The sequence below is a fragment of the Paenibacillus sp. BR2-3 genome (assembly GCF_046529485.1).
Lineage (GTDB): Bacteria > Bacillota > Bacilli > Paenibacillales > Paenibacillaceae > Paenibacillus_AQ.
The window spans coordinates 2,543,812-2,558,483 of record NZ_CP126311.1; the positions used below are offsets into that span (position 1 = coordinate 2,543,812).

Here is a 14,672-nt window from a genome sequence, read left to right on the forward strand (position 1 = left end):
CGGAATTTCATGAGTATGGATTTTATTGAAGCTATGAATGAACTGGAAAGGGAGAAGGGCATTAGCAAGGATGTGCTGTTCGAGGCCATCGAAGCTGCGCTGATCTCCAGCTATAAACGCAATTTTAATGCGGCTCAGAATGTGCGCGTAGACATGAACCGCAACACAGGTGTAATTAAAGTATTTGCCCGCAAGCTGATTGTAGATGAGGTTTTGGATACACGCACCGAAATTTCATTGCCGGCGGCCAGAGAGATTAATCCTCACTTTCAGCTGGAAGACATTGCTGAGCTTGAGGTAACACCGCGTGATTTTGGTCGCATTGCGGCTCAGACCGCCAAGCAGGTCGTAACCCAGCGCATTCGCGAAGCGGAGCGTGGACTTATCTATAACGCCTTTATTGACAAGGAAGACGATATTGTTACGGGTCTTGTACAACGTCAGGATATGCGCAACGTGTATGTTGATCTTGGCAAAATTGAGGCGGTTCTTCCGCTGAACGAATTGATGCCGGGTGAAAAGTTCAAGCAAAGCGAGCGTATCAAGGCGTATATCACTAAAGTTGAGAATACGACCAAAGGACCGCAAATCATGCTGTCCCGCAGTCATCCAGGTTTGCTGAAGCGTCTGTTCGAGCTTGAGGTTCCGGAAATTTTTGACGGAGTGGTTGAGATTCGTTCCGTAGCCCGTGAGGCTGGCTTCCGTTCCAAAATTGCAGTGTTTTCCCGCAACCCGGAAGTCGATCCGGTCGGTTCGTGTGTAGGCCCAAGAGGTACGCGTGTTCAGACCATCGTTACCGAGCTTCGCGGCGAGAAGATCGATATCGTCCGGTATTCGGATCTGGTACAGGAGTATGTGGCAAATGCACTCAGTCCGTCCAAGGTGCTTGAGGTTCAAGTCTTTGAAGCGGAGAAAATGGCACGGGTCATCGTTCCAGATTATCAATTATCGCTGGCCATTGGCATTAAAGGGCAAAACGCGCGTCTTGCCGCTAAGCTGACAGGTTGGAAAATTGATATTAAAAGTGAGACCCAAGCGGAGCAGGAATACGGCAGAGCTAGAACATCTAATGATGAAATGCATCAGGATTCCGTCTCCATTGATTAATTAACAGTTGGCGGGAGGTGCAGGTATGAAACAAAGAAAGGTGCCGCTGCGCAAATGTGTCGCCAGCCAGGAGATGATGCCCAAAAAAGAGCTGATTCGGGTGGTCAGGACACCTGAGGGCGAAGTGCTGATTGATCTGACCGGCAAAAAGTCGGGACGGGGCGCTTATATATGCGGCAAGCTGGAATGCTTCAAGCTGGCACAAAAGACAAAGGCGCTTGACCGGGCTCTTAAATGTCAGGTGAGTCCGGAAATATACGCTCAGCTTACCAGGGATTTTGCTTCTGTTGAGGAGCAGTTTTTGGCAGCAAAGGACAGTGAGGATAATGAGTAAAGCACTTTCTTATTTAGGGCTTGCCATGCGCGCAGGCAAGATTGTCACCGGTGACGAAGGAGTGCTGAAAGCAGTACGTTCTTCGGAAGCGAAGCTGGTCATTCTTGCAGGCGACGCTTCAGATAACACACAAAAAAAGTTCCGTGATAAATGCGGGACCTACGATATTCCACTAGTGATCGGATTTCACCGGGATAGCCTCGGTGCAAGTATTGGTAAGGATCAGCGTGTTGTGCTGGCCATTACGGATAAAGGATTCGCGGAAATGATCTCCAAGCAGCTCGGAGATAATGTCGGAGGTGGATTTATTGAGTAAAGAGGACAATAAAGATAAACTGCGTGTTTACGAATACGCCAAATCACTGAACATGAGCAGTAAAGAAATTATTACGATTCTGAAGCGTTTGGATGTCCCTGTGAATAATCATATGAGTGTCATGGAGAACGGTTCTGTGAACAAAGTAGAGCAATTCTTTAAGGATATTAAATCAAACGCTGCAGCCAAAAGGGATACAGGCACAAGCAACCGTCCGGTAAATACCGGTACAGCAACAGCCGACTCCGCAAGTGGCCAGAATGTTAACAAAAATCAACCGGAAAAGCAGGTAGGTATGAACAGTAACCAAAACAACAACCAATCGACGTCACCAAGGCCCCAAAGCGGACAAGATTCCCGCAGAACACAAACAAGCTCTACACAGAGCGCACGCCCGCAAACAGGCGGTGCACCGCGTCAAGGCAGCACCGGCGGCAGCCGTCCGCAAGGCAGCAACGGCAGTACAGGCGGAAACCGTCCGCAAGGCGGCACCGGTAATTCCGGCGGCAGCCGTCCGCAAAGCAGCAACGGAACTCGTCCGCAAGGCAGTACTGGCGGCAGTCGCCCGCAGGGCGCACAAGGTGGAGCACCACGTACCGGTGATCGTCCGCAAGGATCGGGTCAAGGGGGCAACCGTCCGCAGGGCGGAGCACCACGCACAGACAGCCGTCCGCAAAGCGGATCTCCGCGGACAGGAGCTCCAGGCGGCACTCGTCCGCAAGGCGCACAAGGTGGAGCACCACGTACGGGTGATCGTCCGCAAGGAGCAGGTCAAGGCGGCACCGGGGATTTCTCCCGCGGCGGCGACAGAGGTCCCAAGAAGAATGCAACCGGCGGCAGACCAAACACCAACCAGGGTCAAAGACGTTTTGAAGATGGTAAAGGCGGCAACTTCCGCGGACGCGGAGGCAAGAATGGTCGCGGCAAGAATCAGCAGATGGAGCGCCGGGAGAAGATCGACAACACGCCGAAGAAGATTATTGTACGCGGCAGCATGACTGTTGGTGAAACAGCGAAGCTGCTCCATAAGGATGCTTCGGAAGTCATCAAGAAATTGATCTCTATGGGTGTAATGGCTACCATTAACCAGGAGCTTGATATCGATACTATTCTGCTTTTGGCCGGTGAGTTCGGTGTAGAAGTAGAAGTGAAGATTCCTGTTGATGAAGACAGCTTCGAGACAGTGGAAGAGAGTGACACTGATGAAGAGCTGCAAGACCGTCCTCCGGTAGTTACGATCATGGGACACGTTGACCATGGTAAAACAACTCTGCTTGATGCCATCCGTTCAACGAATGTGACCGGCGGCGAAGCCGGCGGAATCACACAGCATATCGGTGCGTACCAGGTAGAAATCAACCACAAAAAAATCACGTTCCTCGATACACCGGGTCACGAAGCGTTTACCGCTATGCGTGCACGCGGAGCGCAGGTTACGGATATGACAATTATCGTAGTCGCTGCCGATGACGGCGTTATGCCTCAGACAGTAGAAGCTATTAGCCATGCAAAAGCAGCGGGACTGCCAATCATTGTTGCTGTCAACAAGATTGACAAGCCGGGAGCGGACCCAGATAAAGTTAAGCAAGAGCTTACCAATTATGAGCTGGTTCCTGAGGAGTGGGGCGGAGACACCATCTTCGTTAACCTGTCCGCTAAACAGCGCATCGGTCTGGAAGACTTGCTGGAAATGATTTTGCTCGTTGCCGAAGTGAATGAATATAAAGCGAACCCGGACAAACGGGCGCGCGGTACAGTTATAGAAGCCGAGCTTGATAAAAACCGCGGACCGGTTGCGCGTATTCTCGTACAGCACGGTACACTGAAAGTGGGAGACGCTTTTGTAGCCGGTAACTGCTTCGGACGCGTACGTGCCATGGTTAACGATAAAGGCCGCAAAATCAAGGAAGCCGGACCTTCCACACCTGTGGAAATTACCGGTTTGACTGAAGTGCCGCAGGCCGGAGATCCGTTTATGGCCTTTGAAGATGAACGCAAAGCCCGTGCAATCGCGGACAGACGTTCGACTACACAGCGCCAGTCCGAGCTGAACACTAACACCCGTGTAACCCTGGATGATCTGTTCAAGCATATCAAGGACGGCGAAATCAAGGATCTGAACGTTATTATCAAAGCGGATGTACAGGGATCGGTTGAGGCCCTTAAAGGTTCCCTGGCTAAAATCGAAGTTGAAGGTGTGCGCGTAAAAATCCTTCACAGCGGAGCCGGTGCGATTACAGAGTCGGATATTACTTTGGCAGCAGCTTCCAACGCTATTGTAATCGGCTTTAACGTTCGTCCGGACGCTCAGACCAAGGCAGCAGCTGATCAAGAGAAGGTAGATGTTCGTTTACACCGTATCATCTACAACGTTATTGAAGAAATTGAGCAAGCGATGAAAGGCATGCTTGACCCTATCTTTAAAGAGAACATCATCGGCCATGCTGAAGTACGCAACGTCTTTACAATCAGCAAAGTCGGCACCATTGCAGGTTGTATGGTTACTTCCGGCAAAATTGCCCGTAATGCTGAAATGCGTTTGATCCGCAGCGGAATTGTTGTTTTTGAAGGTAAGATTGATACCTTGAAACGCTTCAAGGACGATGCGAAAGAAGTGGCACAAGGTTATGAATGTGGCATAACTTTGGAACGCTATAATGATGTCAAAGAAGGCGACATTATCGAAGCGTTCATTATGGAAACTGTTGAGCGCTAAGCAAAGAGGTGAACAAAGATGTCTAAAATCAGAGCTGGACGTGTAGGCGAGCAGATTAAAAAAGAGCTTAGCCTGCTCATTCAGAAAGAACTAAAAGATCCCCGCATCGGTTTTGTAACTGTAACCGGCGTAGAGGTAACCAACGATCTGTCGCAGGCCAAAGTGTACCTCAGCGTGTTTGGTGACGACGAACAGAAGGCGGGCTCCCTCAAAGCAATTGAGAAGGCTAACGGCTTTCTCCGCTCAGAGCTGGGTAAAGCGATCCGTCTCCGGCATACGCCGGAACTGATCTTCAAGTTCGATGAGTCCGTTGCTTATGGCAGCCACATTGAGAAGCTGCTTGGACAAATCGGCAAGAACGAAGAAAGCTAGGCAACATAAAAGGAGACGGCGAATGCAGAGCTATGAACAAAGTCTCCAGCAGACCCGTAAATTTCTGCTGGAACACGACGATTATCTTGTAGTGTCGCATGTTCAGCCGGACGGAGATGCAGTCAGTTCCACCCTTGCGGTGGGCTGGCTTCTCTCATGTTTGGGCAAGAATTACACTATGATTAATGAAGGTCCGATCCCCAAGCGGATGGAATACTTATGGCATGCCGATGAAATCGTTAATATGTCTGCTGCGGAGCCCCTGAGCACGTACAGCAATATCATATGCGTCGATTGTGCCGATTTTCAGCGTGTAGGACAGACTCAGCGATATTTTGCAGAGAATGCTCTTATCGTAAACATAGATCATCATCCGACCAACAACGGCTACGGATTCCTTACCTTAATCAAACCGGATGCCGCTGCTACCGCAGAAATTTTGTTCGATTTACTGAAAACGTTCGAAGTGGAATGGAATCTTGATATTGCTACAGCCATATATACAGGACTACTGACGGATACGGGCGGTTTTCGTTACACCAATACATCGTCAAAGGTGATGGCTGCTGTTTCAGATCTTCTGGCACTGGGAGTCAACGGGCCCGAGCTCGCGGAAACTCTGCTGGAAGAAATGACACTGCCTCAGGTTAAGGTGTTGAACCGGGCATTGAACACCTTGCAATTATCGGCAGAAGGCGATATTGCCTGGGTTCAGGTAACACCTCAGGATATGATTGACTGCGCTGCCGCTAACGAGGATTTGGAGGGGATCGTAAATTATCCCCGCAATATCCGCGGTGTGGAGGTAGGCATTCTGTTTAAAGTGATCCATGACAACGCCGTGAAGGTTAGTCTGCGCTCCGCTGGTAAGGTGGACGTTGCGGCACTTGCCCAAAAATTCGGAGGAGGCGGACATACCCGTGCCGCCGGCGCCCGTATAGAGGCTTCACTTACTCAGGTTATGACGCAGGTGCTTGAGGAGGTAAGGCGGCATTTATGAGCGAGCTGGAAGGTGTTTTGGCTGTATATAAACCGGCAGGGTTCACTTCGCATGATGTTGTAGCCAAGGTACGGCGTATTCTCGGGATGAAACGAATCGGCCATACAGGTACGCTTGATCCGCAGGTGACCGGTGTTTTGCCGCTTTGTCTTGGGCGGGCCACGCGAGTGGTTGAATACATTCAAGAGCTTCCTAAGGAATACGTAGCAACACTACGGTTAGGGATGTCCAGCGACACGGAGGATTTAACCGGAACCATAACGGAAACGGTGGATCAGGTTCATGTCACCGAAGAGGAAATGCGGGCTGTTCTTGATTCCTTTAAAGGCGTGATTTCCCAGACTCCTCCTATGTACTCCGCCGTTAAGGTCGACGGTAAGCGGCTCTATGAGCTGGCCCGTGAAGGCAAAACGGTAGAACGAAAAAGCCGTGAGGTTGAGATTTATGAAATAGAGATGCTGCAGATGGAGTGGAACGGTAACTATCCGGACATTACATTCCGTGCTCTCTGCTCCAAGGGGACCTACATCCGTACACTTTGTGTTGATATCGGCCGTGCGCTTGGACTTCCTGGCGTGATGGTGAAGCTTACGAGAACGATGTCAGCGGGCATAAGAGCCAATCACTGTCTAACCTTTGATGAAATTGCGGAGCGCCAGGCTTCCGGGACGCTGAAAGATCATCTTATTCGCGCGGACGAAGCTATTGCACATTTGCCTATGCATACGGTGATGGAGGAGAAGAAGAAGGCAGCGCTGCAAGGACAACGTCTCTCCTCCCGCTTTGTGGCACCTGAAGTAAAGAAGGCCGGGCATTTCCGGCTGTATGATCTACAGGGGCTTTTCCTCGGGATCTATGAGCTGGAAGAGAACGGGGCTATTGCTCCGGTCAAAGTATTTGCACAAATGTAATATCAACTTTACAAAGTGAATTGCAGGTGAGAAACAGCGTGAGAACCGTAACGTTAACCTATCCTATATCTCCGGAGAATGCAGCTGTGTGGGCTGGACCCCAGGTAGCCGCTCTTGGTCAGTTTGACGGTCTGCACCGCGGACATGCCAGTGTTATTAAATCCGCTATAGCTCTGGCTCGCCAAAAGGGTGTCACAGCTGCAGTGATAACTTTTCACCCCCATCCGAAAGACGTGATGGGCAGGGGCGATTATGACGGATATTTGACGCCGCCAAGGGACAAGGAGAAGCTGCTTGTCGATATGGGGGTCGATATACTCTATATTATTGAATTTAATGAGCAGCTCTCCCGGGTGAGTCCGCAAGACTTTGTATCCGGTATGCTGCTGCCGCTCCATATTGTCACAGCGGTTATAGGCTTTGATTTCCGCTTCGGATACAAAGGTGAAGGCGATGCCGATATGCTTCGGGAGCTGGGACAAGGGCTGATGGCTGTGGAAACCGTCCCGCCTTTCCTGCTTGAAGGACAGAAGGTAAGCAGCTCCGGTATACGCAAAAGCCTTCAAAGCGGGGATTTGGAGCTCGCTAATGCATGGTTTGGCCGCTGCTATCATCTGCGGGGAACGGTGGTGCATGGTGAGAAGCGCGGCCGCACTATTGGATTTCCTACAGCGAATCTTCTGCTTGAAGACCGTTTTGTCATTCCGGCAAAAGGCGTTTATGCTGTCCGTGTATTCTACAATGACAAGGTTCTGCCGGGTGTTATGAATGTCGGTGTTAAACCTACTTTTCATGAAGATGTAACTGCCCCGAGCTTCGAAGTGCACTTATTCGATTATGACGGAGATTTGTATGAAAAACAGCTGACTGTGGAATTGGTCTCATACATCCGGCCAGAGCGTAAATTCGACTCTATTCAGGCCCTGATCCAGCAAATCGGCTCAGATGCAGAGACAGCCAAAAAGCTGTTGAAGGACAATAAATAAACTGCTTTGGACATGACGTTTACTTTTATCTGGTAAGGTGCTATACTGATTAACGTTGCTGGAAAGACAGCAAACATAACCATAGCTTGGTTATTCGATCTCACCGACGGTGACGAGGCTATAGGCGATTATATTGAAGGAGGTGAATAGGATGGCATTGACTCAAGAACGTAAACACCAATTGATTGACGAGCACAAAACTCATGAATCCGATACAGGATCCCCTGAGGTGCAGGTTGCTATCCTTACGGAGAACATCGTTAATCTGACTGACCACTTGCGCACGCACAAGAAGGATCATCATTCCCGTCGTGGATTGTTGAAGATGGTTGGACAACGTCGTAAATTGCTGGCGTATTTGAAGAACAAAGACATCAGACGTTACAGCGCCCTGATCGAAAGACTCGGATTGCGCCGTTAATCATCCATAAGATTACCCTTAAAGCAGCCTGGTTGTTTACCGTATGTCCTTCTCGGAGCGACAACGGGGACGACCGGGTTGCTTTTTGAAAATAAGGGTATTCTATTTCTTGGGTGAACTCATGCAATTCATGGGCTGGATCATATTATTCGCAAAAACGCCTACTTCTTCCTTAAATGAGGCCAGGCCGTTTTTGCTTGTTTTGTAATAGAATCGGAAAGTGTCCTTAACAGGGCGGAAAAACATTAAACAAGTTAGATTCAAGGAGGGAATTTATGGAACAACGTGTTGAAATGCAACTGGGCGGAAGACGCCTTGTACTGGAAACAGGCCGCTTGGCGAAGCAGGCAAACGCAGCAGTTATGGTGCGTTATGGGGATACTTCAGTATTGTGTACGGTTACAGCTTCAAAAGAACCGAAGGATCTGGATTTTTTCCCGCTTACCGTCAACTATGAGGAAAGATTATATGCGGTGGGTAAAATCCCCGGCGGATTTATTAAAAGAGAAGGCAGACCGAGTGAAAAGGCGATCCTGTCGAGCCGTTTGACAGACCGTCCTATTCGTCCTCTGTTCCCGGAAGGCTTCCGTAATGATGTACAAGTACTCAATATGGTGATGAGCGTAGACCAGGATTGCACACCGGAAATTGCGGCTATGATCGGTACTTCCGCTGCACTGAGCATCTCTGATGTCCCTTTTGACGGACCGATCGGCGGCGTAGCTGTGGGCCGGGTGAATGGTGAGTTCGTGATCAACCCTGATATTGCTCAGCAAGCCGTAAGTGACATGTATCTGGTTGTTGCCGGAACTAAAGACGCTATTATGATGGTAGAAGCGGAAGCCAATGAATTAACAGAAGAAATTATGCTCGAAGCGATTATGTTCGGTCATGATGAAATCCGCAAAATTGTGGCTGTTATTGAAGAGCTGGTTAAACTTTCCGGCAAAGAGAAAATGGCTGTAAAGCTGCATGCGGTTAACGCTGAAGTGAATGCTGATGTTCGCGCGATGGCGGAAAGCCGTCTTGTGGAAGCAGTGAAAATTGCTGAGAAGCATGCGCGTCAAGAAGCTATCGATGTTGTGAATAATGAGACCGTTGCGTATTTCGTGGAGAAATACATAGAATCACCTGAGCTGCTGAAGGATGTTAAAGAAGTTCTTCATGATATCGTAAAAGAAGAAGTAAGACGTCTTATTACGCATGACAAGGTCCGTCCGGATGGCCGTAAGCTTGATGAAATTCGTCCAATCGAATGTGATACAAACCTTCTGCCGCGTACTCACGGCTCTGGTCTTTTCACGCGCGGTCAGACACAAGTGCTGAGCGTATGTACACTTGGTGCACTTGGTGATGTGCAAATTCTGGACGGCATTGATCTTGCCGAAACCAAACGGTTCATGCACCATTACAATTTCCCGCCGTTCAGCGTAGGGGAAGCCCGTCCGCTCAGAGCACCGGGTCGCCGGGAGATTGGTCACGGAGCACTTGGCGAACGCGCCTTGTCCAAGGTCATTCCAAGTGAAACTGAATTCCCGTACACCATCCGTCTCGTATCTGAAGCTATCGAGTCTAATGGCTCCACTTCCCAGGCAAGCATCTGTGCCAGCATACTGGCTATGATGGATGCAGGTGTGCCGATCAAAGCGCCGGTAGCCGGTGTAGCGATGGGTCTCATTAAGGATGGAGAGCATGTCTCGATCCTGACGGATATTCAAGGCATGGAAGATCACCTTGGCGATATGGACTTTAAGGTAGCGGGTACAGCGGAAGGTGTAACAGCGATCCAGATGGACATCAAGATTGCCGGCATTGACCGTCAAATTTTGCAGGATGCCCTGCAGCAGGCTAAAGATGGACGCATGTTCATCTTGGGTAAAATGCTGGAAGTGATCTCTGAGCCAAGACCTAATCTGTCCAAATATGCTCCGAAGATTATTATCATTAACATCAATCCTGACAAAATCCGTGATGTTATCGGCGCTGGCGGGAAGATTATTAATAAAATTATTGAAGAAACCGGCGTTAAGATCGATATCGAGCAGGATGGCCGTGTCTTCATCGGTTCGTCGAACGAAGAAATGATCCAAAAAGCTCGTTCCATCATCGAAGGCATTGTACGTGAAGTGCAAGTCGGCGAAATCTACGTTGGTACTGTAAGACGCATCGAGAAATTCGGCGCATTTGTCGAACTCATTCCGGGCAAAGACGGATTGGTGCATATTTCTCAGCTGTCCACAGAGCGCGTAGCTAAGGTGGAGGATGTTGTGGCTATCGGAGATACGATTACTGTAAAAGTAACCGAAATCGACCAGCAGGGCCGCGTCAACCTGTCACGCAAAGCTGTCCTGACCGCTGAAACCGGAGCTAAAGCGTAAAAACAGCCTATTTCAAGTGAAACGCCTAATTTTATGGTTACCCGAAAGAGACAGAAGCGATTGCGTTCTGGCTCTTTTTTAAAATATAAAAAAGTATAAGTTTTCACTATACTTTGCTTATATTTCTACGAGAAACGGATACCATCCCTTTGAGGACGGTGAAGCCGTTTCTTCTTGAATATAAGACAGTAATATGCTGAACAAGTCCGCCTTTATGCATAATTCTTCCGCCCTTATCATAGGTTGGGACAAAGCGTCCCCTACCAGCAAAAAGGGGTGCAAACTGTTTCTGCCGGGGAGGAAGGTTGTCATGAAGTCGCAAAAGACGGCGGTTGTGCTGGCCTGTATAGCTGTCGTAATCGGGATTGGAAGCACAATAGGGCCGGTTAGGGCTATGCTGGAGCAACTCTCTCCCGAAGGCGGAGCCGCCGCTGTATGGAAAGGCATATCCTATTTCCCAGAAGATAAGCTTCGCATAACCATCGAGACCAAGGCGGCTGAATTAAAGACCCCTCCGGTTGATGCGGTTGTAGACAGAGTGTGGAAGGCTATACCGGGCTATAACGGGCTGGAGGTAGACGTTGAGGCTACTTACCGGAAATCTCTTCTGGTGTCACCCAATGCGGAAATCAGGTACGTTTACAGGCAGACCCCCCCAGCGGTGTCTCTGAATGATCTGGGGGCGCAGCCGATTTACCGGGGATATCCGGGCAAGCCCATGGTTTCTTTGATGATTAATGTAGCGTGGGGTAATGAGTATATTCTGCCTATGCTTACTATTTTGGATGAGGAGAAGGTTAAGGTTACCTTTTTTCTGGATGGCAGCTGGTTAAGTCATAATGCGGAGCTTGCGGCAGAGATGCTGAAGCGTGGGCATGAGCTGGAGAATCACGCATACACCCATCCCAAGATGAGTAATTTAAGCCGTCCCAGAGCTTCTCTTGAAATTGACAAAACACGAAAGCTTCTGGAGAAGCTGGGTATAGCAAATAAATGGTTTGCTCCGCCTTCGGGGGATTATGATCAGGAAACGGTAGAGATCGCAAGCGGATTAGGACTCAAAACAGTACTGTGGACGCTGGATACAGTCGATTGGCGAAATCCTTCACCAGAATCCATTGTGTCTAAAATCAGTACAAAAGTGGAGCCGGGATTCCTTATCCTGATGCACCCTACCTCATCTTCCTCCAAAGCGCTGAGAGGCATGATACGGGGGATTAAGGCGAAAGGGTTAAAGCTCGGAACAGTCAGCCAGACGCTGTCAGAAGAGCGGGTATTGCCCTCTGAAGTTGAGTGAGAAGGTTATTTCTGCTAATATCAAAAAAGATGTTTTCATAGAGGTATGCCAGGAGGATTTTTAAGTGGAAAAAATAGTGCTGTCCAACGGGTTGCGAGTAGTGATGGAGAAAATTCCAACCGGACGTTCCGTCTCCTTCGGAATATGGGTTAAAACTGGCTCGCGGAACGAGCGTCCGGAGAATAACGGGATTTCCCATTTTGTGGAGCATATGCTTTTTAAGGGCACCGACCGCTTCAGTGCTAAGGATATTGCGGAGCAATTTGACGCCATTGGCGGGAATGTTAATGCCTTCACCTCGAAGGAATACACTTGCTATTATGCCAAAGTGCTGGATGAGCATTTGCCCATAGCTATCGATGTGCTTGCCGATATGTTTTTTCGTTCCAGGATGGACGCTGAAGAGCTGGCGAAGGAAAAGAACGTCATTCTTGAAGAAATTGCGATGTGTGAGGATACGCCTGATGACTTGGTACATGATCTGATGAGTGCCGCCGCCTATGGCGAACATCCGCTGGCATACACGATTCTCGGGCTGAAGGAACGTCTTCTGGACATGACACCGGACCATCTTCACGCCTATATGAAGGAACAATATACGATAGAGAACACTGTAATCAGCATAGCAGGCAATATTAATGAGAGTCTTGTCGAGCTGCTCGAACATCATTTTGGCACATTTGGGAATCACGGAACCTCGGCTCCCTTGTCGCCGCCTGACTTCCGGGGCAATTTAAGATTTCACCGCAAAAAAACAGAACAAAATCACATCTGCCTCTCTCTCCCGGGCGTACGTTCCGGAGATCCGCTGCAATATGCGATGGTGCTGATTAATAACGCTGTCGGCGGCGGTATGAGCTCCCGGATGTTTCAGGAGATCCGCGAAAAGCGCGGTTTGGCCTACTCCGTCTACTCCTATCACAGCTCCCAGGCCGACAGCGGCTTGTTTACTGTATATGCAGGCACTGCGCCCAAGCAAACGAAGGAAGTAATGGAACTGACCAAAGAGATGATGCATGAGCTTGCAGTGAAAGGCCTTAGCGAGGACGAGCTTAAGAAGGGCAAGGAACAGCTCAAGGGCAGCCTGATTCTCAGTCTGGAGAGCACAAGCAGCCGTATGAACCGGATCGGCAAGAATGAGCTCATGCTCGGCAGACATGATACCCTGGATGATATGATCGCCAAGATCGGGCAAGTAACCATGGAAGATATCAATACCGTTTTGAACCATATGTTTGCAGAACCGCTCGCAATGGCCATGGTGGGTTCATCAGATAAAGCAATTGCAAAGGTAAGGAGAGATGATCTTGTCTTATTACGTTCAAATCAATAAGCTACAAGGAAATGAAGAGGTATTCCTGCCTCGTAAAATGTCGGAGCAAGCTTCAGGATATGACCTGTTCGCGGCTGTTGAAGCCGAGGTTATGCTTGCCCCTGGTGAGCGGGCGTTGATTCCGACAGGAATAGCATTGGCAATGCCGGACGGATTGGAAGCCCAAATACGCCCGCGCAGCGGATTGGCGCTAAAGCATGGCATCACCTGTCTTAATACGCCCGGTACCATTGATGCCGACTATCGTGGAGAGATTAAGGTATTATTGATTAATTTGGGGCAGGAGCCCTTTGCCATTTCCCGTAATGAACGGATCGCTCAGATGGTATTTCAGGCAGTCCCGACTGTGACCCTGGTGGAAGTAGAGCAGCTCTCGGATACCGAGCGGGGTGCCGGAGGCTTTGGGCATACGGGGAAATAATATATAAATTAAATCAAAGCTTGCGGAGTCATGCCCATCGGGGTATGGAGCCGCAGGCTTTTTTTATTTTTATTTTCCATGTAAATTCCAGCTTCAGCTTCATTACCCTCCGCTTTCACCCATCTGCAGTCTTCGGCATAAGATGCTTTATAGTCGAGAGTGTAGTTGAAAGGAGCGTCATCCCTATGCTTACTGGCGTCAGGATCGTCTTCCTGGGCGGGGACGCAAGACAGATTGAAGTGATACGAAAGTGTGTGGAAATGGATGCTACAGTGAGCGCTGCCGGGTTCGATCAATGGGAGGCCCCATGTGACGGGGTTAGCCTGGAGTTAATGTCTGTAGAATTGTTGAGTAATGCGGATGTTCTGGTTCTTCCAACGGTGGGCTGCGACGATGAGGGGAATATCAGTGCCTTATTTTCCTCGCAGCATCTTCAGTTTCTGGAAGAGCATGCCGTGGCTTTGCCGGGCCATTGTACGGTTTACACCGGTATGGCGAAAGAATACTTACGCCGGCTTTGCGTCAAGCATAAGCTGAAGCTGGTGGAAATGCTGGATCGCGACGATGTGGCCATTTACAACTCCATCCCGACAGCCGAGGGCGCACTGGTTATAGCCATTCAGAATACCAAGTTTACCATTCACGGCTCCAAGTCGATGGTGCTGGGTATGGGGAGAACCGGCTTTACCATGGCCAGAACTCTGCAGGGATTGGGTGCCAGCGTGAAGGTTGGTGTCAGGAAGCAGGAGCATTTTGCACGTGCGGAACAAATGGGATGGAAGCCTTTTTTAACTGAAAATCTACTCCAGCACGTACCGGATGCTGATCTGATATTCAATACGATTCCAGGCATGATCATTACTGCTGAGGTTTTATCACGAATACCCAAACACTCCCTGATTATCGATCTGGCTTCCGCACCTGGCGGCTGTGATTTCCGTTATGCGGAGAAAAGAGGGATTAAAGCGATACTGGCTCCCGGTCTTCCCGGAATCGTTGCGCCGGAAACGGCTGGAATCATTATGGCAAATGCGCTGGTACAGTTAATATCGGACGAGACTTTTAACAAGGGGGGATGAA

General features: G+C 49.4%; 13 protein-coding genes and 1 pseudogene. All 14 read left to right on the top strand.

From position 1 onward, the window contains the following. Positions 1-9 precede the first annotated feature (9 nt). On the top strand, positions 10-1,107 hold the full coding sequence (gene nusA / locus PaeBR_RS12155; protein WP_410510866.1) for a transcription termination factor NusA: 1,098 nt from the start codon (positions 10-12) through the stop codon (positions 1,105-1,107). Positions 1,108-1,132: 25 nt separating this feature from the next. Next, a complete protein-coding gene (rnpM, locus tag PaeBR_RS12160; protein WP_410510867.1) occupies positions 1,133-1,441 on the top strand; it encodes an RNase P modulator RnpM in 309 nt (102 codons plus the stop codon). Continuing rightward, positions 1,434-1,752: pseudogene (locus PaeBR_RS12165) on the top strand (L7Ae/L30e/S12e/Gadd45 family ribosomal protein); the annotation flags it as partial. The gene rnpM and the pseudogene PaeBR_RS12165, both read left to right, overlap by 8 nt. Beyond that, positions 1,750-4,473, top strand: a complete 2,724-nt coding sequence (infB, locus tag PaeBR_RS12170; RefSeq protein WP_410515160.1) for a translation initiation factor IF-2 — start codon at positions 1,750-1,752, stop codon at positions 4,471-4,473. The pseudogene PaeBR_RS12165 and the gene infB, both read left to right, overlap by 3 nt. 18 nt (positions 4,474-4,491) lie before the next feature. Beyond that, the gene (gene rbfA / locus PaeBR_RS12175) at positions 4,492-4,845 is read left to right on the top strand and encodes a 30S ribosome-binding factor RbfA (protein WP_410510868.1); all 354 of its coding nucleotides are present in this window, start codon (positions 4,492-4,494) and stop codon (positions 4,843-4,845) included. Positions 4,846-4,867: 22 nt separating this feature from the next. Beyond that, the gene (locus tag PaeBR_RS12180) at positions 4,868-5,845 is read left to right on the top strand and encodes a DHH family phosphoesterase (protein WP_410510869.1); all 978 of its coding nucleotides are present in this window, start codon (positions 4,868-4,870) and stop codon (positions 5,843-5,845) included. Then, entirely contained in the window at positions 5,842-6,756 is a 915-nt protein-coding gene (truB, locus tag PaeBR_RS12185; RefSeq protein ID WP_410510870.1) for a tRNA pseudouridine(55) synthase TruB, read from the top strand. Before PaeBR_RS12180 ends, truB begins: the two co-directional genes overlap by 4 nt. 38 nt (positions 6,757-6,794) lie before the next feature. Beyond that, on the top strand, positions 6,795-7,742 hold the full coding sequence (locus PaeBR_RS12190) for a bifunctional riboflavin kinase/FAD synthetase (protein WP_410510871.1): 948 nt from the start codon (positions 6,795-6,797) through the stop codon (positions 7,740-7,742). A 151-nt stretch (positions 7,743-7,893) separates the two neighbouring features. After that, entirely contained in the window at positions 7,894-8,163 is a 270-nt protein-coding gene (rpsO, locus tag PaeBR_RS12195) for a 30S ribosomal protein S15 (RefSeq protein ID WP_036656390.1), read from the top strand. A 275-nt stretch (positions 8,164-8,438) separates the two neighbouring features. Continuing rightward, positions 8,439-10,541, top strand: a complete 2,103-nt coding sequence (pnp, locus tag PaeBR_RS12200; protein ID WP_410510872.1) for a polyribonucleotide nucleotidyltransferase — start codon at positions 8,439-8,441, stop codon at positions 10,539-10,541. Positions 10,542-10,851: 310 nt separating this feature from the next. Continuing rightward, entirely contained in the window at positions 10,852-11,838 is a 987-nt protein-coding gene (locus PaeBR_RS12205; RefSeq protein ID WP_410510873.1) for a polysaccharide deacetylase family protein, read from the top strand. A gap of 64 nt (positions 11,839-11,902) precedes the next feature. Next, complete coding sequence (locus PaeBR_RS12210; protein WP_410510874.1) at positions 11,903-13,171, top strand: M16 family metallopeptidase; 1,269 nt, start codon at positions 11,903-11,905, stop codon at positions 13,169-13,171. Continuing rightward, positions 13,146-13,592 (top strand): dUTP diphosphatase, encoded by a 447-nt coding sequence (gene dut / locus PaeBR_RS12215; RefSeq protein ID WP_410510875.1) that lies wholly within the window; start codon positions 13,146-13,148, stop codon positions 13,590-13,592. The genes PaeBR_RS12210 and dut overlap by 26 nt, the downstream gene beginning before the upstream one ends. Before the next feature lie 185 nt (positions 13,593-13,777). Next, on the top strand, positions 13,778-14,671 hold the full coding sequence (gene dpsA, locus PaeBR_RS12220; protein WP_410510876.1) for a dipicolinate synthase subunit DpsA: 894 nt from the start codon (positions 13,778-13,780) through the stop codon (positions 14,669-14,671). The last annotated feature ends 1 nt before the right edge of the window (position 14,672 follow it).